This is a genomic window from Methanolobus sp. ZRKC3, from assembly GCF_045291275.1.
Lineage (GTDB): Archaea > Halobacteriota > Methanosarcinia > Methanosarcinales > Methanosarcinaceae > Methanolobus.
Window position 1 is genome coordinate 1,800,050 of the sequence record NZ_CP146982.1, and the last position, 22,150, is coordinate 1,822,199.

28 protein-coding genes and 2 tRNA genes are annotated in these 22,150 nt (G+C 44.0%); 15 read left to right on the forward strand and 15 right to left on the reverse strand.

From position 1 onward, the window contains the following. The first annotated feature begins 5 nt into the window (after positions 1-5). The 3 genes from V7O66_RS09095 (at position 6) to V7O66_RS09105 (ending at position 2,611) form a co-directional block, all read left to right on the forward strand. A complete protein-coding gene (locus tag V7O66_RS09095; protein ID WP_406659991.1) occupies positions 6-1,493 on the forward strand; it encodes a cohesin domain-containing protein in 1,488 nt (495 codons plus the stop codon). A 192-nt stretch (positions 1,494-1,685) separates the two neighbouring features. Then, positions 1,686-2,219: a hypothetical protein gene (locus V7O66_RS09100; protein ID WP_406659992.1), complete on the forward strand. Its 534-nt coding sequence runs from the start codon at positions 1,686-1,688 to the stop codon at positions 2,217-2,219. A gap of 152 nt (positions 2,220-2,371) precedes the next feature. Further along, entirely contained in the window at positions 2,372-2,611 is a 240-nt protein-coding gene (locus V7O66_RS09105; protein ID WP_406659993.1) for a winged helix-turn-helix domain-containing protein, read from the forward strand. Positions 2,612-3,103: 492 nt separating this feature from the next. Here V7O66_RS09105 and V7O66_RS09110 read toward each other — a convergent pair whose 3' ends face one another. From V7O66_RS09110 to V7O66_RS09125, 4 genes are all read right to left on the reverse strand, one after another. Continuing rightward, positions 3,104-4,015: a mechanosensitive ion channel family protein gene (locus V7O66_RS09110; RefSeq protein ID WP_406659994.1), complete on the reverse strand. Its 912-nt coding sequence runs from the start codon at positions 4,013-4,015 to the stop codon at positions 3,104-3,106. Positions 4,016-4,080: 65 nt separating this feature from the next. After that, complete coding sequence (gene pscS, locus V7O66_RS09115) at positions 4,081-5,244, reverse strand: O-phospho-L-seryl-tRNA:Cys-tRNA synthase (protein WP_406659995.1); 1,164 nt, start codon at positions 5,242-5,244, stop codon at positions 4,081-4,083. A 261-nt stretch (positions 5,245-5,505) separates the two neighbouring features. Then, entirely contained in the window at positions 5,506-5,784 is a 279-nt protein-coding gene (locus tag V7O66_RS09120; RefSeq protein WP_406659996.1) for a DNA-directed RNA polymerase subunit L, read from the reverse strand. Between the two features lie 32 nt (positions 5,785-5,816). After that, positions 5,817-6,395: an exosome complex RNA-binding protein Csl4 gene (locus V7O66_RS09125; protein WP_406659997.1), complete on the reverse strand. Its 579-nt coding sequence runs from the start codon at positions 6,393-6,395 to the stop codon at positions 5,817-5,819. Between V7O66_RS09125 and V7O66_RS09130 the strand changes: the two genes are divergently transcribed. Further along, positions 6,379-6,576: a hypothetical protein gene (locus tag V7O66_RS09130; RefSeq protein WP_406659998.1), complete on the forward strand. Its 198-nt coding sequence runs from the start codon at positions 6,379-6,381 to the stop codon at positions 6,574-6,576. The two genes, V7O66_RS09125 and V7O66_RS09130, sit on opposite strands and share 17 nt — an antisense overlap. 184 nt (positions 6,577-6,760) lie before the next feature. On the opposite strand, the gene V7O66_RS09135 is transcribed toward V7O66_RS09130, so the two are convergent. From V7O66_RS09135 to cofD, 7 genes are all read right to left on the reverse strand, one after another. After that, complete coding sequence (locus tag V7O66_RS09135) at positions 6,761-7,348, reverse strand: METTL5 family protein (protein ID WP_406659999.1); 588 nt, start codon at positions 7,346-7,348, stop codon at positions 6,761-6,763. 3 nt (positions 7,349-7,351) lie between these two features. Beyond that, complete coding sequence (gene dph2 / locus V7O66_RS09140) at positions 7,352-8,347, reverse strand: diphthamide biosynthesis enzyme Dph2 (protein WP_406660000.1); 996 nt, start codon at positions 8,345-8,347, stop codon at positions 7,352-7,354. Position 8,348: 1 nt separating this feature from the next. Beyond that, positions 8,349-8,903 (reverse strand): hypoxanthine/guanine phosphoribosyltransferase, encoded by a 555-nt coding sequence (hpt, locus tag V7O66_RS09145; RefSeq protein WP_406660001.1) that lies wholly within the window; start codon positions 8,901-8,903, stop codon positions 8,349-8,351. A gap of 71 nt (positions 8,904-8,974) precedes the next feature. Beyond that, a complete protein-coding gene (locus V7O66_RS09150; protein WP_406660002.1) occupies positions 8,975-10,486 on the reverse strand; it encodes a VWA domain-containing protein in 1,512 nt (503 codons plus the stop codon). A gap of 12 nt (positions 10,487-10,498) precedes the next feature. After that, complete coding sequence (locus V7O66_RS09155; RefSeq protein WP_406660003.1) at positions 10,499-11,620, reverse strand: ATP-binding protein; 1,122 nt, start codon at positions 11,618-11,620, stop codon at positions 10,499-10,501. Between the two features lie 36 nt (positions 11,621-11,656). Continuing rightward, a complete protein-coding gene (locus V7O66_RS09160; RefSeq protein WP_406660004.1) occupies positions 11,657-12,064 on the reverse strand; it encodes a hypothetical protein in 408 nt (135 codons plus the stop codon). Positions 12,065-12,199: 135 nt separating this feature from the next. Continuing rightward, on the reverse strand, positions 12,200-13,123 hold the full coding sequence (gene cofD, locus V7O66_RS09165) for a 2-phospho-L-lactate transferase (protein WP_406660005.1): 924 nt from the start codon (positions 13,121-13,123) through the stop codon (positions 12,200-12,202). A gap of 60 nt (positions 13,124-13,183) precedes the next feature. Between cofD and V7O66_RS09170 the strand changes: the two genes are divergently transcribed. The 10 genes from V7O66_RS09170 (at position 13,184) to crcB (V7O66_RS09215) (ending at position 18,930) form a co-directional block, all read left to right on the forward strand. Further along, positions 13,184-14,383, forward strand: coding sequence for an HD domain-containing protein (locus tag V7O66_RS09170; RefSeq protein WP_406660006.1), 1,200 nt, complete (start codon positions 13,184-13,186; stop codon positions 14,381-14,383). A gap of 4 nt (positions 14,384-14,387) precedes the next feature. After that, the gene (locus V7O66_RS09175) at positions 14,388-14,747 is read left to right on the forward strand and encodes a hypothetical protein (protein WP_406660007.1); all 360 of its coding nucleotides are present in this window, start codon (positions 14,388-14,390) and stop codon (positions 14,745-14,747) included. Next, positions 14,747-15,298 (forward strand): UbiX family flavin prenyltransferase, encoded by a 552-nt coding sequence (locus V7O66_RS09180; protein ID WP_406660008.1) that lies wholly within the window; start codon positions 14,747-14,749, stop codon positions 15,296-15,298. Before V7O66_RS09175 ends, V7O66_RS09180 begins: the two co-directional genes overlap by 1 nt. A gap of 2 nt (positions 15,299-15,300) precedes the next feature. Further along, positions 15,301-16,074: an ABC transporter permease gene (locus tag V7O66_RS09185; protein ID WP_406660009.1), complete on the forward strand. Its 774-nt coding sequence runs from the start codon at positions 15,301-15,303 to the stop codon at positions 16,072-16,074. 219 nt (positions 16,075-16,293) lie between these two features. Further along, positions 16,294-16,371 (forward strand) — tRNA-Pro (locus V7O66_RS09190). Between the two features lie 175 nt (positions 16,372-16,546). Then, positions 16,547-16,624: transfer RNA gene (locus V7O66_RS09195), tRNA-Pro, on the forward strand. A 69-nt stretch (positions 16,625-16,693) separates the two neighbouring features. Next, on the forward strand, positions 16,694-16,978 hold the full coding sequence (locus tag V7O66_RS09200; protein ID WP_406660010.1) for a ubiquitin-like small modifier protein 1: 285 nt from the start codon (positions 16,694-16,696) through the stop codon (positions 16,976-16,978). Between the two features lie 21 nt (positions 16,979-16,999). Further along, entirely contained in the window at positions 17,000-18,190 is a 1,191-nt protein-coding gene (glp, locus tag V7O66_RS09205; protein WP_406660011.1) for a gephyrin-like molybdotransferase Glp, read from the forward strand. Further along, a complete protein-coding gene (gene crcB, locus V7O66_RS09210; RefSeq protein WP_406660012.1) occupies positions 18,183-18,587 on the forward strand; it encodes a fluoride efflux transporter CrcB in 405 nt (134 codons plus the stop codon). The genes glp and crcB (V7O66_RS09210) overlap by 8 nt, the downstream gene beginning before the upstream one ends. Beyond that, entirely contained in the window at positions 18,577-18,930 is a 354-nt protein-coding gene (gene crcB, locus V7O66_RS09215) for a fluoride efflux transporter CrcB (RefSeq protein WP_406660013.1), read from the forward strand. The genes crcB (V7O66_RS09210) and crcB (V7O66_RS09215) overlap by 11 nt, the downstream gene beginning before the upstream one ends. Positions 18,931-18,967: 37 nt before the next feature. Here crcB (V7O66_RS09215) and V7O66_RS09220 read toward each other — a convergent pair whose 3' ends face one another. After that, positions 18,968-20,092 carry a cytochrome c biogenesis protein gene (locus V7O66_RS09220; RefSeq protein ID WP_406660014.1) on the reverse strand — a complete coding sequence of 375 codons (1,125 nt, stop codon included), beginning with the start codon at positions 20,090-20,092 and terminating at the stop codon, positions 18,968-18,970. Then, complete coding sequence (locus tag V7O66_RS09225; RefSeq protein ID WP_406660015.1) at positions 20,055-20,489, reverse strand: hypothetical protein; 435 nt, start codon at positions 20,487-20,489, stop codon at positions 20,055-20,057. The genes V7O66_RS09220 and V7O66_RS09225 overlap by 38 nt, the downstream gene beginning before the upstream one ends. A gap of 128 nt (positions 20,490-20,617) precedes the next feature. Here V7O66_RS09225 and V7O66_RS09230 point away from each other — a divergent pair, with 128 nt between their 5' ends. Beyond that, the gene (locus V7O66_RS09230) at positions 20,618-20,941 is read left to right on the forward strand and encodes a DUF190 domain-containing protein (protein WP_406660016.1); all 324 of its coding nucleotides are present in this window, start codon (positions 20,618-20,620) and stop codon (positions 20,939-20,941) included. A gap of 23 nt (positions 20,942-20,964) precedes the next feature. Here the strand turns inward: V7O66_RS09230 and V7O66_RS09235 are convergent, their stop codons facing one another. Both V7O66_RS09235 and V7O66_RS09240 read right to left on the reverse strand, forming a co-directional pair. Then, entirely contained in the window at positions 20,965-21,225 is a 261-nt protein-coding gene (locus tag V7O66_RS09235) for a YhbY family RNA-binding protein (RefSeq protein WP_406660017.1), read from the reverse strand. Positions 21,226-21,388: 163 nt separating this feature from the next. Beyond that, a complete protein-coding gene (locus V7O66_RS09240; RefSeq protein ID WP_406660018.1) occupies positions 21,389-22,099 on the reverse strand; it encodes an RAD55 family ATPase in 711 nt (236 codons plus the stop codon). Positions 22,100-22,150 lie beyond the last annotated feature (51 nt).

Consider the following 22,150-nt stretch of genomic DNA (forward strand, 5'->3'; position numbering starts at 1 on the left):
CAATCATGACAAATAAAAAGACGAAGGGTTTGGTGGTTTCGACTACCTCCCTTTTAATATTTTGTGCATGTTTCATTGTAGGCATTGGTCTTGCAGCAGCAGCACCATCAGTTTCCATTGATCCTGCACTTGTAGATGGTCTTGCTCCAGGAGATCCATTTTCAGTAGATGTGAATGTAGATTCAGATGGATCTACCCTCTCAGCTCTGGAATTAAGTTTGGAGTATGATAATGCTTTCAGTGTTACTGGAGCTACTTACAGTGGTCTGATGGGTCCGCAAAATTCAGATGTATTTATCGTCCAGGATCTGACTGATGATGGTGAGATATCATTTGCTATCGCAGATGCAACTCCTGCTACACAGGACGGTAAATTGCTTACCGTAGACTTTGAAGTAAAAGTAGGTGCAGCAGATGGATTATACCCACTTGAGTTGATGGATGTTATGCTTGTGAATGGCGGAGATGCCATACCAGGTGTAGTTATCAACGACGGTGAGGCAGAAATCGGTGATGGCGTAGTGGTTCCTGGAGAGGATCCATTCGTTCAGATCGTAGCCGATCCAGGTGTCTTCGGTGAGGGTGATGTCTTTGATGCAGTTGTAAGTCTTGATTCAGTGGATGACACAGTTTCCGCAGTGGAATTCGACATGATGTATCACAGCGGTGCTCTTAGTGTAACTGGAGCTACTTACAATGGTCTGATGGGTCCTGAAAGTACAGATGTGTTTATCGTCCAGGATCTGACAGATGATGGTGAGATATCATTTGCTCTTGCAGATGCTACTCCTTTCCCACAGGCTGGCGACTTCCTTACCATTCACTTTGAGGTAAAGGCTGGTGCTGCTGATGGATTCTACGACCTTGACCTTAAGGATGTCACAGTTGTAGATGGTGCAGCTCCTCTGCCTGATCTGGATGTATTTGATGACACTGTAGAGCTAAGCAGCGTGCCAACAGTACCACCAGTTGAAGGTATAGAACTGATGCCAGGCTGGAGCCTGATATCTATCCCAGAGACACTCGAGAACGCATCTATTGACAATGTACTACAGGACTTCAATAGTAGTGTGATTGACAGTATCTTCTATGATAACGCATGTACTGGTGCAATGGAAGTACCAACTGACTTTGAACCACTCAAAGCCTATTGGATACACAACAACCTGACAGAATCTGTTGTCATAAATGATGACTATCTGATACCACAGGTACCATCCACACCAGCATCCCTTACACTTTGTGAAGGATGGAATGCTATCGGCCACACTGCAGATGTAGAGTTGTCCGCTGAGATCAGTCTTACATCCATAGATGACTGCTATTCCAAGGTCAAAGGACCATGGATGCCAACCACAAACGAGTATGCATTTGTTGGATACAACGGAGTGGAAGGTGTCATCAATGGCAACCATGTAGGTACTGATGTCTTTAACATGAATATGTACGAAGGATTCTACGTATTCGTGGACGAGGAGTGTGTACTGGCCTGAGAAAGGCATATGAAACCAAAGAATTTTGCAGTGAGTTATTCTCACTGCTTTTTTGCTTTATCGAAGGTGGGACGTATGATAAATAATAAAAAATATTACATGTTACTATTACAAGTATCAGTCATTTTATTGGCGTTTATGGTAGTGCCGGTTTCAGCAAATGGCCCTCCTATTGTATTAGAGGGGAGCTTGATGGTTGACGGACAGCCTGCAGTTGCAGGAACAGAAGTCACAGTTGTAGCTGAAGGGAACACCGTAGCTAGAACAACGGTAACTAATGAAGGCTTTTTTGGCGATGAACGCAGCAACAGGCTTGGAGTTAGTTCAATTTATCAAATAGTTACTATGTATGTGGATGGGGTAGAAGCACAGACGTTAGACCTTAGTGGATACATAACTGGCGAAGTAGTATCTCTGGATCTTACTGCATCTTCACCTGCACCTGTAACTGATGCTGGAACAAAGACTACAACCTCTGGCAGCAGTGGTGGCGGTGGCGGCTTCAGTAGTGTTAGTGCTGGAGAAGAAATTGAAACTACCAGTGCTACTGAAGAAGTCGGGGATGAACAGGAAATTGTACTTCAAGGTCCTTCAGATGATCTGAATGCAGAAGAGGGTGAGCCTGTACCCGTAAGCACATCACAAGGCAGCAATACAATTGTCATTTTAGGCATAGTTCTTGTTGTAGCTGTGATTGGAATTTACATGTATAAGACCAGAAAATGATAATGATGGTTAACGCTGGGATGAATTGGAGCATTCCAGCTGTATTCATTTGGCATTAAGTAAACGTTTATTTATGAATCAAGAAGTGAAACCAATGTCAAAGACTATGGGTGTAAATTTATTACATTGCGCAAAATTTAGATGATTTACTAGTGGATGTGGTTATTATCAGAAGAAGCAGAACTGCCATTAGTGTGGAAATATTAAAGGCTGCAATGGAAGGATCCAAGAAGACGCACATAGTTTACAGTGCAAATCTAAATTTTGATATGGTCAACAGGTATCTTGTTATGTTGGAGGAAAAAGGATTGATAGAACATAAGGGGAATATATATGTGACCACTAGCAAAGGAAAAGAATTCCAGGAAATTGCAAAGGAACTGGGACTTTGAATTGATTATTCTATAAGGCAAGATACCGTCTATTTCTAGATATTCAACCTCTGTTTTACATGAACATTCATAGGTTCTGTAGAAAACCTATTTTCGGTTTAATTTTCACATGAAATTTTAAAAAGGGTTAATCCTCTGAGTATTACTTTGCACGAAAACACAAAGGGGATGATTGTGTTTGTTCCAGATTATAAATCTGGAACTCCCATTAAATCTATGATTTAATGGCATGTTTAACAAATACTTAAAACCGCTGTCCTTTCTTTTCGATTTTGATGGGTGTTCTCAAAAATTGCCAAAAAGAGAATTGAAGCCATCAGGATACCTATGAGAGAAGAGGGGGAAAATCTGAAGGAATTATTAGAAAAACAAGCCAACAGTTCCCTTTGATATTTTCACCTTGTTCAGTAGCATCAGATAAACAGGTTCTGAGAATAGTTTCATAAGCTGCATATGGCGAAACTGCGCATTAAATAGTGATACGTTCACGTATCATCCCTTGAGGTGCTGCGTACCTATTTCCTGTATCATCAAGCTTAACAGATGGTCCCTGATAAGCTCCCGTTCATTGTACTTGGTCCTGTAAAGAACGTTTATCTTAAGGCCATCGCAGTCACTGTTGAGGGTGAAGACAGCATCTGCACCTGTGATATTTCTGCCTTTCTCGCGTATCGTCTCGATCCTCTGCAGGATATCTTCGGGAACCTCCTTCACATAGAGATCGAACTGTGAGAAGAATCTACCTTTTCCATAATTGTTGATAGGTTTTTCCAGAAATACCTTGTTGGGTATCTTGAAGAAATCATCATAAGTGCGAGGATAGGGATCCACCACCACATAGAAAAGGCCAATGTGCTTGACCAGACCTTCCTCATCACCAACTCTTATGTAATCCCCGATCTTGAAGGGTTTCTTGGTGAGCAGGATGAACCATATGAAATATGAGAGGATCACATCTCTTATGGCAAAGGCGAAACCGGTAGCTATCAATCCTATTGAAAGGAAGATATTCTGGATATCGGTACCTAGCTGCCAGAATATGACAACTGTTGCAAGTGAGTATATAAATGCAACATATATCTTACTAAGCAGTATTTTTTCCTCGGGTTTCCCTGTTCCTTCAAAACTGCTGGAAACCAGATTTATAGTGAGTTTCAGGAATATGGTTGCCAGGGTGTAAGAAACAAGAATAGTCACAACTGTATTCAAAAAGGATTTTACAATAAGCGGAACCTCGATCATCCCATAATTGTCTGCAATTATCACAGCTACCATAGGGAAGATGACAAAAAGGAACAGGAGTATAAGGCGGTTCAGTGCCTTGCCAAAAGACTTCGTCTTTAATTTTACCTTTTCCAACGTCTTATCAGATGCCTTTTTACTGAGCAGATTTTTTATTGGCATAATAGTGGATACGATTTTGAAATAATGAATAAATCCTTCCCGACCCTGATCGGGAAAGATGAACTTTATTCTGCCTTCTGATACTTAGCAATTATTTCCTCGAAGGAGTCTGCAACATACTGCAGGTTCTCCCTGCCTACCTGGAATGTACTCAGTTTGAAGTACTTGGTCAGACCGGATTTGATACCGTGGATATTCTTTGCCTTGAGTTCCCTGTAAAGGAAGTACCTGCCTTTCTTTGCAGTCTGTGAGATCTCGTAGAACACCGGTGCCTCGAAGAACATCAGGTCATGGTTATGTGGCTTGTCACCCATCTGTATGATTCCCATATCTTCCAGCTTTGAAGAGAACCAGCGGGCATCTGCGACCTCGTTGTCCCAGTTACGGGTACGTCTGACAACATCAGGGAATGAGGCCATCATGGTCATGATAGTTGCACCTCTGGCAGTACATCCGAGCAACTCTACCTCCTTGACCTTATGTGTAGGGGATTTCCTGAAAACTATATCCGCATAATCCTCCTTTGCACCCAGAACACCAATTGGACCGGATGAAGCCATGGACTTGTGACCACTGCCTACTATGAAATCCGCACCCATTTTCTTTGCGTCAATAGGCATTCTGCCTACGGAGTAGGCACCATTTACCATGAGAGGTACATCGTAATCATGGCATATCTTTGATATTCTCTGTACATCCGCAAGGTTGCCGTAATTACCGTCCGGGTATGTGATCTGAGCAAGTGCAGGAGCCTTGCCGGTTTCCGTTATAACTTCTTCAATGGCTGTGGCATAGGCTTCGACATCTGTCTTGTATTCAGGAGCGCCGCTATGAGGCACTTTTTTCACGTTCAGTCTGGCACGCTGAGCAGCAACATATGATGAATAGTGGGCAAGCTCATCCAGTATGATGTAGTCACCCTCCTGTGCCATGGAGTGCATCACAATGAACTTGGATTCCCTTGCACCGTGGGTAACCCTTACTACATCTGTGTTGAGAAACTCAGGAAGGGCATTATGTATGAACTCCTCGATGGGAGGTTTCTTTATGAGGTCCAGCACCCCTCCACAGAAATCACATACGGAATATCCATCTCCCCACTCAACAAGAGACTTTCTTGCCTCTTCTGTCAATATACCGCCTGTCTGCAGCGGGTCAATGTTAATTGCATCCTTCGGTCCACGTGGAATAAAACCAAATTTACTAAGTGCTGAATCGTCAAGTACCATGATATTACCCGGTTGTTATTGTAAGGACAGGGAACTCCCCTATCCTTATTAAAAATATTCATTAATCAATCATTTATCTTCTTCAAGAGCCATGCCATATTCATGCCCAGATTGGCATGGTCTGGACAAACTCTTCATATGTGGCAACATCTCCTCTAAAAATAAGACATTATAAGTATTAGATCTTATCCGATATTTCACCATATCCCAAAATAAGGAGATATAAAATTAAAAAAAATGTTGCACCAAAATGGTGCTTTATTAAACATCTACAGATTTACTGAAAACAGAGATGAACTCATCACACTGGGAAATCAGGCTATTTAGTGCGTCCTTGACGGTTGCAATTGGATCAGTCCCATCGGTTTTCACAAACAGGATAGGATCGCTTATGGACACGTGTTTCATGTCATAGGTTGCAATCTGTACTCTATCGTCATCAAGGAGAACTGATTTCAGCATGTTAAGCAAAGTGTGGGTCTCACCCTTGATCTCAAGATGCATTTCATCTTCAGTTTTGTCAATGATCTTCAATTCCATCTTTATCTCACCTAGTTATTGAATAATTAGTATCAAACTATGCCGCTTCCATAGTCAGAGGAGATCTTTCTCTTCTCCGTACGACCACATGCAGGACATTTGAGTCTATCGTCATCTTTCACAAGCGCAGTTCTGCATTTTGAACAGTAAGCTTTCATCACACCAAGTGTGTTTTCGGCAGTGCTCAGGCGCATGTTCTGGGTGTTAATTACCTTCGCCTTTACGATATCGGACATGGAGAACTCGTGTGAGAGGTTCTTGACATAAGAATCTTTCACATTGGATACATGAATAGCAGCAGGGCCATTGGTCTGGAATTCACGCTCGCCCTTGCCCTTGATTGCGCCAATGTTTACCAGAGCCACGGATTCACGCATATTGGTAATTTCAGCAACAACGATGTCGCCTTCCTGGAGTTCAGGAGGGATGTCGGTCTTTGGACGGATTGATATCATCCTTGACTTTCTGTTAATATTCACATACCCTGTGTTTAGTGAGTATATATCACTCACATTCACATACGTACCTTCTCCTGCTATGAATTCTTCGGTCGTTCCGACAAAATCACCAGGCATTACAAAAATGGTTTCATCTATGCTTTCATCTTCCATATTATCTTCTTCCGCAGAACCTTTCTCAGGATTTGCTTCTGTTTTGCCTGCTTTACTTTTCTCAGCCTTTTTCCCTTCCACCCTTGCAGGAGCGTCCCTTGAAGGTGCTTTCCTTGAAGGAGTTTTCCTTGAAGAAGTTTTCCTTGAAGGAGCATTTTCTGGTCTTACAGACTTTCTCTGAGATGGGGAAGCTTCGACTGGACTTTCTACTTCACTGGCTTGGTCCTCAGATTTTGAAGACTTTATCTTCCTGCGTGAAGTCTTTCTTCTATTTCTTATCCTAATTAGAATCCCTCATATAAAACTGAAATTTGATAAAATTTGAACACATGATCTTTGAAATGAGATGTATCATACTCAAGCAGTTAACGCACAATGCGGTATACTTCTACTTTAATCATCTCTACTTCTTTTTTATGAAATTTAAATGTTCGTTTTAGTGGAAATGCCGTGGTGTACCAATCAGCTATTTTGGCACTACCTATGAACTTACTGATAAAACCATGACTCCCGCAATTATGAATGGAATATACCACATCACTGGTTTTTAAAGCACTTAAAATAAACGGTCTGTCGTTCCCTTTTGCCTGAGCACCGAAGGGAGGATTCATGACCACTGTATCCGCATGCCCATCCACCTCGGAAATATCGCAATGCATGAACTCAACATCCACGCCCATATTCTCAGCGTTCCTTCTGGCAACTTCAAGGGCCTTCCTGTCAAGGTCGAAACCTACTACTCTTTCAGCACCAAGCAATTTAGCACCAATTGCAAGCATACCTGTGCCGCAGCCCAGGTCATAAACAGTACCCTCGAGGTCACCCTGCATATAGGCAAAATGCAGAATCTCAGCTGCAAGAATTGCAGGAGTTGCATACTGCTCAAGGGATGGATTGGGATTTTCAAAACCCTCAATCTGCTCCAACAGCATCTCAAGCTTTCGCTGTTTCATATATCATTCACCAGTGATCTCATCAAAGACTATATCTTCCCATTCTTTCTCACCCAGAACTATCTCAAATTCCTGAGGCGTAAGCATAGGAGCATTGAACCTGCCAACCTCGTCAATTGCAAGACGAGGGCATGCAGTGTTCACAAAAGCATCAACTTTGAATTGTAGTAACTGGTCAGGGGTTACGAGGTCCATGGTGAAAATATGTGCGATCTTATCATGCCTTGCAGCCATCCTCTTCAATTCATTGGCAAGCGTCATACGTTCCTGTCCCGGTTTTGAGGACACCACTATTCCAAAGACCTCCGCATCCAGGGATTTTGCTATGACAGCACTTCTCTGCCTCAGGATCCGTGATGGGTCAACTTCCCTAATCTCATTGACAAATGGATCGGCGATTATGACCCTTTTACCAGTGGATAAAGACACACCAAGCGGATGGAACTCACCGCTTCCAATATAGAGATACTCGTCACAAGCTTCTGTGCGCGCGACTGAGAAATTACAACCCAGTACCTGACCAGGATATGCTATTTTACCATCCCCAACACCAATGACACATTCCCTGTCATCTGCTTTTAGCACATCACAGGCATCCTCCAGTTTATGAGCGTGCTGCACGGTTGTAAGAAGTCCTATCTTTTTGCCTTCAAGACTTGAAAGAGCAAGTTTGACAACATTCTTCACATCGACTTGTGACCTTGTCTCGATAAAAAAGACCTTGTCACTCAACTCATTATCGTCAAGAGGTGCATGTCCGAAATGGAAAAGCAGGTCAACGCTTTTTATCAGCGCCACATCAAGATCGCATGCCCCGAAACAGGGATTGCCGGAAATTACAACCATTACACCTGTTTCTTTTTCTATGCGCTCTGCAATGGCAGGAGACCTGCGCTTGAAACCTTCCGGAAACTGCAGACCAACTATCTTTGCATCGCTGTCCTTTATTATAGATATGATCCTGTCTACCTGAAAATCGAATCCTTCGCCTGAAACCATGTTAATCCTCTATGAAAACGCCATTCTCATCGACACCAATGCGCACCAGCGTCTTGAGATTTACGCCCTGTGCCCTCAACTTTGAAGCACCTTCGCCCCTTTCAATGACCACTATGGAGTCTGAGACAGTTGCGCCCATTTCCTTCAATGCCCCAAGCAATGCTACAAGAGTTCCACCTGTGCTGATGACATCATCTACTATCAGAACACGGTCGCCTATCTTCACATCATTGATGTAGAGAGTACCTTTTGAATACCCGGTTTCCTGCGAAAGGACGAATTCCCCTTCAAGCTCGTAAGGACGTTTTCTTATGATAGAGAAAGGAATACCAGTCTTTAAAGAAATAGCAGTTGCAAGAGGGATACCCATTGCCTCAATGGCAAGTATTTTGTCCACATTGGTATCTGCAATGCTCAATATGTGTTCTGCGACCTCATCAAGCAATTCAGGCTCAAGAGATGGAACACCATCAGAAATAGGGTGAATGAAATAGTGATACTCCCCTCTGTGCACTATGGGAGCATTCAGTAAAGATTCGCGAAGTTTTTCCAGCATAACTATGGCTTAATACATGACACTATATAAAAGCAAACCGTTAAAAAATGAAAGATAAAGATCTTCCAGATTCAAGCAAAAGCAGTTTTTGAATCCCTCTCCTGCTTGATAGCCGAATAAAGAGCTTCCTTGCTCAGCGACCTTGGATGATAGTAACTTCCATTACTTTCCCGGGCAACTTCCCTGGCGAGTTCTGAACCTGTCTCACTGATGTCCACCACAAGCATATTCACATGATACTGGGTAATTTGTCTGGAAACCTGAAGTATCTCCCTTCTGATATTCCCCCCAAGGTGCAGAGGAGAATTTGCAGTACCGTCTGTCACAAGTATCATAATAGGTACAGCAGATGGCTCTTTTTTAACTTCCTTCAGAAGGGTCTCAAGACCACTCAGAATACCTGAAGCCATGGGGGTCGTTCCACCAAAGGGGACTTTCTCAAGGTATCTTTTTGCAGCCTCCACAGAGGATGTGAATGGCAATACCAGCTCAGCCGACCTGCCACTATAGGTCACCAGCGAAACACGGTCACGTCTCTGGTAAGCGTCCTTGAGCAGGGCAATGACAACACTGGTGGTTATCTGCACCTTTTCCTGTTCGTCCATGGAACCGGATGTATCAAAAACGATATTTATCAGACTTGATATACGCCTTCTGCGAACTTTTTCCCTGATGTCACTCTTTCTTATCTCGATCTTTCCGTCCTTTGCATGGAAAGCTGCCGCACGCACCGTAGGAGCTATGGCGATATCGGTTATCTTTTCCCCTGGCATCCTGTAGCGCACATACCTGCCGCGTTTGCTCTTGGTAAGTACTTCTGCACGCCTGCCGGATTTCAGCCTCCCTGAAGCAAGTCTCTTTTTCTGGGAATTTTTCGCAAATTCATTCAGTATCTTTCCAACTACGCGATCATCCTGGAGTTCTTTGTGTACCTTGCCGGAATCTGCCGTTCTGGTGTCTTCAGGAGTTACGATGGGCAGATCATCCTTACACTCAACCACATATTCACTGGGAGTCAGTTCCACCAGCACATCAGAACCTGACTCTATCCGGGAGCTATCCAGTTCGACATCAGGAGTCTCACATTCCTCATCAATTACAGAAGAGACTTCCATAAAAGCAGAATCACTTTTTAATGGGGTTGTCTCCTGATGAACAATGTCTTCGCCCGAACTACTTTCAACCGGTTCATCCATGGCAGGCATGGAATCATCATCGACAAGGACCTCAGAATCGGACTCATCAGGCAGGAGATCACTGAAAGCCGACTCCCCTGTTTCCATAAATGTTGGAGCAGGATCTTCTGCCCCATCCCAAAATGGCTTGAAGAAAGCCGCAGGATCTATCTGCACATGATCAGTATCGGCTATCACATAGACCGTACTTATCTCAGATGGCCTCAACTGCGCTATATTGGAATGGAGGACATCGTAGAACGTATCGGTATCATGCCTTGAGAATTCCGATACCGAAACGCGTGGGATGCGCATTCCGAGTACAGGCACCCCTATATGCATCACTTTAATGCCATAATTGCGCAAAAGGTTCCTGCGCAGGCGCATTGCAATTTCTTCGGAGCTCATCCCCATAACCCATCAAACATTGCCTTCTACGACTGCTCTGAGCTGGTCCACACTGAACTCTTCCTCTTCGAATGGCTTCTTGCGCATCCTGTGAGGGAGCACCATTTCAGCTGCCTCGATGATATCATCATTTGTGATACGCTCTCTGCCTTCATATGCAGCGTTAGTGCGGGCTGTGCGCTCTATCATGATGTCAGCACGGTGACCATCCACATTAAAGGCAATGCATATCTCCGCGATGGTGCGCAGATTCTCCCTTGTGGTCGTCACCCTTGGAAGTACGTTCATGCCTTTCAGTATCTTCAGGCGTAATTTTTCCTGCTCAGGTCCGAACTCATTAATGAACTGTTTAGTATCATCATTGAAGTGGTTACGGCGCTCGATGATTTCTATACGCTGCTCCACATCGTAAATGCCGGTAACTTCCACCTGCAATGCTATCCTGTCAAGCAACTGCGGACGAAGTTCTCCTTCCTCAGGGTTCATACTACCTACAATAATGAAATTTGCAGGGTGGCTTACGCTTACACCTTCACGTTCCACTGTGTTCACACCCATTGCTGCGGCATCCAGCAAGGCATCCACAACAAAATCATCCAGCAGATTTATTTCATCCACGTAAAGGATACCACGGTTCGCCTGAGCAAGTATACCGGGGTCAAAAGCCTGTACTCCCTGCCTCACTGCCTTTTCAATGTCAAGACTGCCTACAACCCTGTCCTCGGTGGCCCCCACAGGCAAGTCCACAACCCTCATCTGACGTTTCTGGATGCGCTGCGTGCCTCTTTTCTTCTTATCCATACATTCCCAGCAGAATTTCTTGGGATCAGCTGGGTCACAGTTGAACTTACAGCCCTCTACGATCTCTATCTCTGGCAAAATTTCCGCCAGACCCCTTACGGCTGTGGATTTAGCAGTTCCCTTCTGCCCACGTATAAGCACACCGCCAATAGACGGGTTTATCGTGTTCAGAATCAGAGCCCTGAGCATTTTCTCCTGACCCACAATAGCAGATATAGGGTAAAGTACCCTCTCTGTTTTTGTTGCAGTCCTGGCAATGTCTTCCAGTGAGCCGGCAGGACTCTCAACTTCTTTTGGGACCTCTTTTATTGTCCCACTGATGCTTAAGCTCATATTATCATCCTCTTGAGCGTGAAATTAATTATTTGCTTAAATGTACCTCAGGATTATCGCAGAGATAAGTGCCATGAACAAAAGAACCATTCCCAGGGCAAGTGTCCCGAAAAGGATCTTTCTGTGTACCTTTCTTTCAGAATTCTTTGCAAGCGCATTCAATTCATACAACGCAATAGCCATTGTCAGCAGGAATACCATTGATGACATCAGAAGAAGAGATCCTGCCACAAGAATGTATTCAGCTGTCCATGTAAGAGCTTGCGCATTTAAAAGATCCAGGAAAAAGTCTTTCCCGTGCCTCTCGTATGCAGAAGAGATCCACATCATAGTGTAGGCGATCTCCGCAGAGCCCAGAATAACAGAACATATTGCAGTTGTCAGAAGCGTAACCATTGACCCTATATCAGGGATTTTCAAATCTATTTTCCATTCGTCGCCCACAATTTCACCTTAGAAACTGTATTTGTATTTCCCTCAAATTACAGATTAAACTATATAGGTATTAAAATAATAAAAATGTACCTATATAAATATTTTATGTGGCCATATGAACATTAGAGCATCACTGGTCAACCTTTAGTCCATTTTCCCAAACTCATCTACAACAAATTTAGAAAGACTGAGGCTCACATCAACGGTTTTCATCAATGTATCGGCACGCATTACCTTGCAGTCCAAATTATCGAAAGTCTGATCATGGATATTATCACGCTCATCAATTACGAAGACATCAAGAAAATCCTTATAGAACTGCGCCACAGCCACAGAGGACACATCCATTCCCCTGGCACTCATCAATTTCCCAGCAGGACCACTTACAGGTTCGGTGCCAATAATGGGACTTACAGCAATCACTTTCTTCTTCCTTAGTATGTCCCTCATGCCAGGTATTGCCAAAATAGGACCAATACTGGTAATAGGATTGCTCGGACCGATGAGCACCTCATCTTCATTATCCAGTTCCTCAAGAACCGCAGGAGAGATAGACGCCTCATCCACACCATCCTGATAAACATCAAGCACTTCTGGCTTACCCTGATTGCCGAGCCAGAAATCCTGGAAATGCATTGTTCCCCCGGGAGTGACTACCATCGTAGAAACAGGGTCATCAGACATTGGAAGTACCTTTGCAGCTACACCAAATGACCTTGACAGCTCCATAGTTGCAGTGCTGAGTGTTTTCCCTGCCCTGAGATGATCAGAACGCATTATATGGGTCGCACGGTCAAGGTCACCAAGCATCATCTTCTCATTGTGACCCAGGGACTTCATGAGCTCATAGGTCCTGAAGGTATCATCCGCTACACCCCACCATTTCTTACTATCGATCCTGTTTGAAAGAAGATACAATACAGTATCTATATCAGGTGTCACCAGATTGCCCGAAACCCACAGATCCTCTGCCGTATTGACCACGACTGTCAGATTTTCTTCCGGGATCACTTTACGAAGACCGTTCAACAATTTAGGAGTACCTGTTCCGCCTGAGAATATTATCATGATCTTTTTCCTTTTGCGCTTATAGGAATACCATTATACCATGAAATATATTTAAACGATATGAAAGTCATCCGTGATCCGATCCATGGCTACATAAAAATGGACAAGCTCACATTATCCCTTATTGATTCTTCTCTCATGCAACGTCTTCGAAGGATAAGACAGCTTGGACTATCGAATCTCGTATACCCCGGGGCAAATCACACTCGTTTTGAACACTCTTTGGGCGTGATGCATCTGGCAAGTTTGCTTACCGAAGGTATCAGTACGGTTTCACAGGAAGAAAAGGAAGAGCTCAGGGTAGCTGCACTGCTACACGACATCGGACATGGGCCCTACTCACACGTTACCGAAGGCCTCATGAAACACTATACAAGGCAGCGCCATGAGGATGTTAAACATATACTGAAAAAAAGCGAGATCGCAGACATACTCAGTGAACATGGTATCAGCCCTGCAAAGGTCGAAGATCACATCAAGGGAGAAACTGACTTTGGCAAGATACTCAACAGTGAGATCGATGTGGACAGAATGGATTATCTGGTCCGTGATTCACATTACACAGGCGTCGCTTTCGGGCTTGTGGATCATGAAAGACTGATCAATGAGATGCAATTCTACGAGAACAAACTCGTGCTCACAGCAGGAGGTGTCAAGGCTGCAGAATCACTGCTGGTATCAAGATTCCTCATGCACCCATCTGTTTATTTCCATCATGTTTCCAGGATCGCGGAAACTATGTTCACAAGGGCAGTGGGAGACCTGATCCAGAGAAAGGAACTCGACCCTTTTGAACTTCGGATGATGGACGATGCAGGAATATCCGAGATGATCCGCAAGGATGATGGTTATGCAGGAGAGCTTGCAGAAAGACTAAGCAGACGAAAACTGTACAAACGTGCGCTTTATGTCGGCCTTGATGAGGTCGGAGAGGGAGTACTGAAGCACAGGAAGCACAACCGACGAATTGAAGCGGAGATTGCGGACATGGCAGGCATAGACCAGGGCGATGTGCTCATAGACATACCCGGAAAGCCGGACATATCGGAAATGAAAGCTCTTGTGAAGATGAATGGGAAAATGGTCAGTCTGGATGAGGCTTCCAATATAGTTGCCACCCTTGAACACGCACACAGGGACAACTGGAAAATGGGAATATATACACCAAAGGAGCATCGTGAAGCTGTCGGGAAGATCGCAAGAGACTTCTTCGATGTGAAAAAGACGACAAAACAATTCCTTTTAACAGAACTCGAGTGATAATTTGAAGCGACTGTGCAGAGAACTTTTAGGAACGCAACTCATACTCGAATGGAAGAAGATAGGTGACGATATAGTTGTCACACTTACCGGCGGAGACGAACACGTTGGAGCTGTTGCAACCGGTTCTTTCGATAAGAAATCCGGAAGATCATATGCTTCGGTGCTAAGCCTTCCGGGGCACAGAGAGGATGAGATAGCATTGAATGGGGCCAAAATGTTCAGTGCAGCAAGCCGTTCAACAACAGTTTTTATTGTTGGCATCCATTTGGATAATATAACCAAAAAAGAGATCATGGATATAGTGAAGGTCTCAAAAGAGATGGTTGGGGAATTATCCGCCATATTAGAGGAGGGTCATTAGTGGAAATAGTAATAGGAATTAGTGGTGCATCAGGTTCGGCATATGGAGTCAGGATACTCGAGATACTCTCCGGGATGGATGTTACAACCCATCTTGTGATGACAAAGGCTGCAAGGCAGATCATTGACATAGAGACTGATTATTCGCTTGACTACGTACATGGCCTGGCAACAGAGCTCCATGATGAAAATGATTTCACAGCATCAATTGCAAGCGGATCTCATCGCTTTGACGGAATGATAGTTGCCCCCTGCAGCATGAAGACACTTGGAGAGATAGCCGGCGGAATGTCAGATAACCTCCTGGGACGGGCAGCAGATGTGTGTTTGAAGGAGAGACGGAAACTTGTGTTGATGCCAAGGGAAACACCCCTTAACCAGATACACCTGGAAAACATGCTCAAGCTGGAAAGGGCAGGAGCCATAATCCTTCCCGCATGCCCGGGATTCTATTCCAGACCCCAGAGCATTGATGATCTTGTAAACTCCATGGCAGGAAGAGCACTGGACCTGGTAGGAGTGGACAATGAGGTTTACAAACGCTGGAGCTGATGATGGCTGCAAGTGACATGAAGCATTGCCTGAATACAGTTTACACCTTGTGGCTTAGGGAAATGCTGCGCTACAAAAGATCAAGGTCAAGGATCATTGGATCCCTTGCCACCCCTCTCTTTTTTCTTGTTATAATGGGTTCTGCACTTGGAAGTGCAATGACCCTTCGCTCCGGCAGGTATATCGACTACATGGCACCGGGCATTATCGGAATGTCAATACTCTTTGCATCACTGCTTGGAGGAGTATCCATTATATGGGACAGGGAATTCGGATTTTTGAAAGAGATACTTGTTGCCCCGGTAAACCGTTTCTACACCGCACTTGGCAAAGCCACAGGCGGAGTGACGACAGCCATGATACAGGGCACAATGATCATGATCATCAGCGGATTTCTGGGTATCAAATACGTTTCCATATGGGGGCAGCTTTTCAGCATCATTGTCATGTTCATCATAGGTCTTGGATTCATAGGTCTTGGCATCACCCTTGCCTCAAGAATAGAGTCCCATGAAGGATTCCAGATGATAATGACCTTTATCACATTCCCTACACTCATGGCGAGTACGGCATTCTACCCCCCGGAGAACCTGCCCGAGTGGTTGAGCATACCTGTGTACCTCAATCCCTTCACATACGGAATAGAAGCAATGAGATGGAGCCTTCTTGGCAGCTCATCAATACCCATATCACGATCATTACCTGTGATAATTGCCTTTGCAATAGCCATGATAACACTTGGAAGCTGGTCATTTGACAGAGCTGGAGACCAGTGAATTAAAAAAAGAAAGTAAAATGGATGATACCACTTTCTGATCATCTGTGCCCAGAACGCACAAAGAACTTGCATTGATGCAATAGACATTACCTTGTGCATCTGACAAATAAAATTCAGTAAGCCTTCCGAGTCAAAATAGCGAAAATGAGTGGGTTCAGGCGATTATCTCGAAAGTTATATATCCTATTATCGACATCCAGAGCTTACTCTTCTGCATGGGATAGTAGGGTAGCTTGGTCCATCCTCGAGCGTTTGGGACGCTTGGACTGCGGTTCAAATCCGCGCTATCCCACCAGACTTTTTTTAATTCATTTCTAAACGATCATGAATACATTTTTTACATAGTAGTGAATATTATTGCCATGGCGGACATTACGGTGAAACTTTTTGTAAATCTAAAAGAGATAGCAGGTGAATAATTCGAAAGTTATATATCCTATGAGCTACGTCCATAGGTTGCTCTTCTGCATGGGATAGTAGGGTAGCTTGGTCCATCCTCGAGCGTTTGGGACGCTTGGACTGCGGTTCAAATCCGCGCTATCCCACCAGACTTTTTTAATTCCATTCTAAACAACCATGAATACATTTATTACATATCCGTAGTGAATATGAATTCCATGGCTAACATTACGGTGAAACTATTTGCGAATCTAAAAGAGATAGCAGGCGAATCATCATTCTCGTTAAGCGGAGAAACTATCCAGGATATACTTTACTCACTCATTGAAAAATATCCGGGCCTTGATGAGTTTGTTTTTGAACAAAAAGGAAATAATCCCAGGATATGCGGATACATCAACGTATTCCTTAATGGAAATAACATCAAACACATGGAAGAACTTGACACAAACGTGAATGATGGAGATGAAGTCGGCATATTCCCGCCAGTTTCCGGCGGATAAGGAAGCAGCAGAGGAAGAACTATGGACAGGATACTGAAAGAACGCACATCTGTCAGCAAGGCAAAGGAATTATTCCTTAATGAGATCAGACCATTCGACCGTACTGACAATATCCCCATCCGAGAAACTGCAGGAAGGATCCTGGCCAGTACCATTCTTGCCCCACGAAACGTGCCGCACTACCGGCGTTCAGCAATGGACGGCTATGCAGTCCGCTCTGCAGACATCATGGGCGCATCCCCCACAAATCCGGTTATGTTACAGGTTTCCGATGATGTAGATGAAGGAGTATGCTGCCACTTAAGCACCGGTGAACAGGTACCTGATGAGGCTGATGCTGTCATCATGCTTGAAGATACCATCATGATCGGTGATATGATAGAGGTACGCGCACAAGTACATCCCGGAAAGAACGTAGGGGATGTAGGAGAAGACGTGCGAAAGAATGAGATAATCTTCAACAAGGGCCACCTTTTAAGACCATGCGACATTGCAGTGCTTGCATCCCTTGGTATTGAGGATGTAAAAAGTTACTCCAGACCCATAGTTGCCATAATACCCACAGGAAATGACCTTATTCCCCTGGAAGAAAATAGTATACCTGCCCCCGGGGAAACACTTGATATCAACAGCCTCATGATAGGCATGTATGTTGAAAAGTGGGGAGCAGAGCCACGTTACTGCAATATTGTCCCAGAGGACAGGAACCTCATTGAAAAAGCGATCACAGAGAACCAGGATGCAGACTTCATTGTTGTGTCAGGAGGAACATCTGTGGGCGAAAGGGATTTCGTACCCGGAGTGGTCGAGTCCCTTGGAAAGAAACTGGTACATGGAGTAGGATTAAGTCCCGGAAAGCCAACAGCTCTTGGTATTGCAGGAGATACACCCGTACTCTGCATGCCCGGATACCCTGCCGCTGGACTTGTAGCTCTTTTTGCCTTTGGTAAACCTGCCATAAGGAAAGCAGGCAATATACCGGACATACCAGAAATTACCGTCAATGCCAGACTAACCGGGAAAATATCATCCAGGGAAGGTTACGTGAGTTATGCAAGGGTTATCCTCGAAGGAAATAGTGCACGACCCCTGATGACCGCCGGAGCAGGCATACTCAGCTCCATCGCAAAATCCAACGGTTTTGTTATCATTCCCGAAAATGTGGAAGGATATGAAGAAGGAAACGAAGTGGATGTCGTGTTAATTGAGTGACAAAAACAGATCATACGATAGATATACCGACCTTCTGACCATTGGAGCAGGAGGTTTTTTCGGCGCAATGTCCAGATACCTGCTTGCAGGCCAGTTCCATGCAGTATCCGGCACACTTGTCGTTAATGTCCTTGGAAGTATATTGCTGGGCTTTCTGATGTACAACTCAGAGTACCTTGGATATGTGAATCCAAAAACAAAGATGTTCTTTGGCATAGGATTTCTGGGCTCATTCACTACATTTTCCACATTTGCAGTACAAACATTCCAGATGTCGACAACAGGAGCTATCCTGAACATCAGTTTTAACATGGCACTAAGCATTGCCGGAGTCTTTGCAGGCAGAGGAATTGTAGTTTATATTGTGAAGATGAGGGGAAGAAGCAATGGTTTCTGAACTCTTTCTTGTAGGAATAGGCGGATTTTTTGGCGCGATACTCCGATACACAGTATCCGGTGCATTGCCCAGAATAAGAGAAATACCCACCGGAACACTGGCTGTAAACATCATTGGAAGTTTCATACTCGCAGCCATGACATTTTCCGCAATTGATGGAACCCTGAGATACTTTGTGAGTATCGGCATGTTGGGTTCGTTCACAACTTTCTCTACTTTTGCCTATGAAAGTTTCAGGATGATGGAAGAGGGAGAGGGCATGTATTTCCTGCTGAATATCATCATGAACGCAGGAGCATGCCTTGGAGCGGTGGCTGTGGCATCCTTGATGATAAGCCCGTAACAATAGACTTGCCCGCAGGACGGCACATATCCAAGACTCAGATTATCTTTAGATTCAAAAGGACGGCAAACAATATCAGGATCATACCTGTTACAAAACGTATCTCCACCCGCCTTCTTTCCTTGAATTCGTTAACCCTTGCAGGGTCAAGGCCAAAAGCAAGAAAAGCTCCCAGAATGAGAATAGGCAGCACAACACCCAGATTGTAAAGCCCCAGGTACATAGTACCCTGAACAATGTCATTGCCTGACATAAGAGACTCCAGAATGGCCAGGTATACAGCACCCACACATGGTGCCTTGATAAGGGAAAACAAACCCCCGCCGAGCAATGATATGAAAAGGATATTCTTGCCCTCGATATTGCCCATGAAATGTATCAGTGAACGTGGGGTTTTGAAAGATGATCTTGAATGGGTTTTCATGTAATATGCATCATATATGTGCCACAATCCCAGAAAGGCTATCAAAAGGATCATTATAGTTGTGATGACATCCTGTATTTCAGGGAAGGATTTTATAGTATTCAGTATCCCAAAACCCACTGTCATGTAGGTTATGAAAATACCTGCACAAAAACCTACAACCAACACAAGCATGTCCCGACGGGAACCATTGGATGAAACAACGGCGGATGCAAGGAAAGCCATTACAGCCAGCAGACATGGATTAAAGCCTGCGAGTAAACCGGCAATGAATATGATAAGAGGAGTCTTTCCGTTACCGAAACCGGATTCAGAAACTGCCGCATTTGAAGCATCCTGAGCTGTTGTATCAGGCATATGAGGTGCATTTTCAATTCCATCAACAAGCAGTTCCCGAAGGACCTCAGTATCTCCATCGTAATCTGCATATCCTATTACCAAGGTTCTGTTGATGACCACAGAAGGGACCGTTGTTACCCCATACCCCATGGCACGGCTGAAAGAGGAAGTGATCTCATAGTTCGAATAGTTGATACTCCCATAATTGCCAACCACATCTTCAATAACAGGAGAAGAGCGATCGCATTTCAGGCATCCGCTCTCGTAGAAGTATTCAAGCTCTACAGCATCTGCATGGGCTGCAGACATGGCTGCAACAGACAGGATCAGGATAAGAAAGCAGATCCTGCATACTGACATTTTAATGGCAGGCTGTTGTTGAACAGGTCTTTTTATCATATTCGCTTTCCAGTACTGCCATGGTCTTTACATCAAAAATTTCACCGCTACGAGGAGATACATAGGCTTCTACCACATAGAGATCCTTTACTGTGGAGCATGCACAGCTTCGTTCCATGAGTTCGACCTTCCAGACAGTATCTTCCTCATTGGACACATCCGAACTTTCGTTCGAACTTTCAATGAGCGTAGCATGCGACACCCTCCATTCAGGTGTTGTGAAGTAAACGGACATGTACTCACTTGCACTGGAATTGTTCATTACCAGAGCAATCGCCTGGGACTCCGACATTTTTGTTTCGGACCCAGCATCTGTTCCCATCATATAACTCCCTGCAAAGAGTATGCTGAGCACCGCAAATGCAAAAAAAGCAGTTGACAACTTACTATTCCCCATAAAATAATGATTCTTGTGTTATATTATAAGTCTTACTGAAGTTTAGTTCTGAACATGTTATATAGCTCTTGAAAACAAATTTAAGATATAGATCAATTGACGATGATAAAATACTGCAGGTCCATAATATGAAAGCAGCACTCCTCATGATATACCTCGGTGAGAATGACAAATATAAAGGTAAAAGCGCACACCACGCAGTGATCGAGTTCTTAATGGATGCAGGTATTGCAGGCGCTACTGCCCAGCATTGTATTGAAGGCTACGGCATCCATGATCAGATCCATACAGTAAGCGTACTACGTTTGGGCACTGAACTGCCGGTAATAGTCCAGGCAGTGGACAAAGAAGAAAAAATAAGGGATATAATTCCATCCCTGAAGAAAATGCTTCCAACAGAGCTGATCACCATTCAGGAAGTGGAGATCGTATCAGGTGAAAGGTTCAAATAAATAACGTAGCAGGATCGTACTGCTTATCTGTAAAGAACTACCGTGCTGCCCCGTACCTCTATCAGAGTAGTATTGGTCAACTCTGCAAGTTTCTGGGCTGCGGTTTTAGTATCTTCACCTTCTGAGCTCGTTTTCAACATTTTTATCTTTACAAGACGATTTGCCTTTACCTGTTTTTTGATCTCATCGATAAGAGAATCGGTAATACCGTTCTTGCCGACATTTAATATAGGCTTGATTTTTGAAGCTTCTGCCTTCAGTTTATATAACTTTTCTTTTTCCATAAGATACACCTGATAGAGTAGATACTAGATTATTGTAACGTAAATTTAATTAATTAAATTATGTATTGATATTTGATTTTATTCCCAATACCCAAAAATAGATTAAATTCATGCAAGTCCGACAAGTCCGCAAGAAATATCCATATCAGATACTTCAGACATATCAGGCCTTTTTTGATTCAGACAGAGAAACTTCAGCCCCATCTATGCTATATTCGAACCAGGGCGTTGGTTTTGGCGAGAGGCCTACAACCCTCATTGCGTAAGAATCACCCATTGCCTTTATCTCAATGAGACCATCGAATAACTGCTTCAGAGTGGCTATTGTCTGCGGATCATGCATCTCATCCTCTACAACGTACAATCCGAACCCACCAGCCGCCTTTACACGACCTGTGAAAACATGGAGGAATCTGAAAACGGTTTGCAGATTCGAATACATCAGAATAGTAGAGAGAGAATTTATGCACAGGCGTACTCTTGGCGAACCTTTCCTCACAAAGAAATCCTCAAAGAACTGACTTATTTTTACACCAATTCCCGTAAGGTCCACCGGACTTGATGCCCTTTTGATACCTTCAACATCTGCAGCACCAATTCCCAGGGTCTTAGTTACGCAATCAACCACACCCAGGTTAACAGTGGAAGGATCCATACCATTCTCCTCAAACCAGCCCAGAATTCGTTCCCCGGGTTCACGAGTGGAAACAATGATAGCAGAATCATCGGCATTAGAGAGATTGCCGTATATAATAACATCCAGCAAGTCATCTTTTCGGCTCATAGGCGGGCCTATCATCATCAGATTAGTCCCTTCCCGGATGTCTCCAACAAGATCATCCAGTTCTTTGATGCCTAATGAATAGCCAGACATGCTTTCTCCATAATTTGAATAGTATATAGAATTATTCCCCGAAAGTTCTAC

Coding starts and splice junctions, on each gene's coding strand:
- V7O66_RS09095 (WP_406659991.1), top strand. CDS start 6: ATGACAAATAAAAAGACGAAGGGTTTGGTGGTTTCGACTACCTCCCTT.
- V7O66_RS09100 (WP_406659992.1), top strand. CDS start 1,686: ATGGTTGACGGACAGCCTGCAGTTGCAGGAACAGAAGTCACAGTTGTA.
- V7O66_RS09110 (WP_406659994.1), bottom strand. CDS start 4,015: ATGCCAATAAAAAATCTGCTCAGTAAAAAGGCATCTGATAAGACGTTG.
- pscS (WP_406659995.1), bottom strand. CDS start 5,244: ATGGTACTTGACGATTCAGCACTTAGTAAATTTGGTTTTATTCCACGT.
- V7O66_RS09120 (WP_406659996.1), bottom strand. CDS start 5,784: ATGGAATTGAAGATCATTGACAAAACTGAAGATGAAATGCATCTTGAG.
- V7O66_RS09130 (WP_406659998.1), top strand. CDS start 6,379: ATGCTTTCATCTTCCATATTATCTTCTTCCGCAGAACCTTTCTCAGGA.
- V7O66_RS09125 (WP_406659997.1), bottom strand. CDS start 6,395: ATGGAAGATGAAAGCATAGATGAAACCATTTTTGTAATGCCTGGTGAT.
- V7O66_RS09135 (WP_406659999.1), bottom strand. CDS start 7,348: ATGAAACAGCGAAAGCTTGAGATGCTGTTGGAGCAGATTGAGGGTTTT.
- dph2 (WP_406660000.1), bottom strand. CDS start 8,347: ATGGTTTCAGGCGAAGGATTCGATTTTCAGGTAGACAGGATCATATCT.
- hpt (WP_406660001.1), bottom strand. CDS start 8,903: ATGCTGGAAAAACTTCGCGAATCTTTACTGAATGCTCCCATAGTGCAC.
- V7O66_RS09150 (WP_406660002.1), bottom strand. CDS start 10,486: ATGAGCTCCGAAGAAATTGCAATGCGCCTGCGCAGGAACCTTTTGCGC.
- V7O66_RS09155 (WP_406660003.1), bottom strand. CDS start 11,620: ATGAGCTTAAGCATCAGTGGGACAATAAAAGAGGTCCCAAAAGAAGTT.
- cofD (WP_406660005.1), bottom strand. CDS start 13,123: ATGATAATATTCTCAGGCGGAACAGGTACTCCTAAATTGTTGAACGGT.
- V7O66_RS09170 (WP_406660006.1), top strand. CDS start 13,184: ATGAAAGTCATCCGTGATCCGATCCATGGCTACATAAAAATGGACAAG.
- V7O66_RS09185 (WP_406660009.1), top strand. CDS start 15,301: ATGGCTGCAAGTGACATGAAGCATTGCCTGAATACAGTTTACACCTTG.
- V7O66_RS09200 (WP_406660010.1), top strand. CDS start 16,694: ATGGCTAACATTACGGTGAAACTATTTGCGAATCTAAAAGAGATAGCA.
- glp (WP_406660011.1), top strand. CDS start 17,000: ATGGACAGGATACTGAAAGAACGCACATCTGTCAGCAAGGCAAAGGAA.
- crcB (WP_406660013.1), top strand. CDS start 18,577: ATGGTTTCTGAACTCTTTCTTGTAGGAATAGGCGGATTTTTTGGCGCG.
- V7O66_RS09220 (WP_406660014.1), bottom strand. CDS start 20,092: ATGATAAAAAGACCTGTTCAACAACAGCCTGCCATTAAAATGTCAGTA.
- V7O66_RS09225 (WP_406660015.1), bottom strand. CDS start 20,489: ATGGGGAATAGTAAGTTGTCAACTGCTTTTTTTGCATTTGCGGTGCTC.
- V7O66_RS09230 (WP_406660016.1), top strand. CDS start 20,618: ATGAAAGCAGCACTCCTCATGATATACCTCGGTGAGAATGACAAATAT.
- V7O66_RS09235 (WP_406660017.1), bottom strand. CDS start 21,225: ATGGAAAAAGAAAAGTTATATAAACTGAAGGCAGAAGCTTCAAAAATC.
- V7O66_RS09240 (WP_406660018.1), bottom strand. CDS start 22,099: ATGTCTGGCTATTCATTAGGCATCAAAGAACTGGATGATCTTGTTGGA.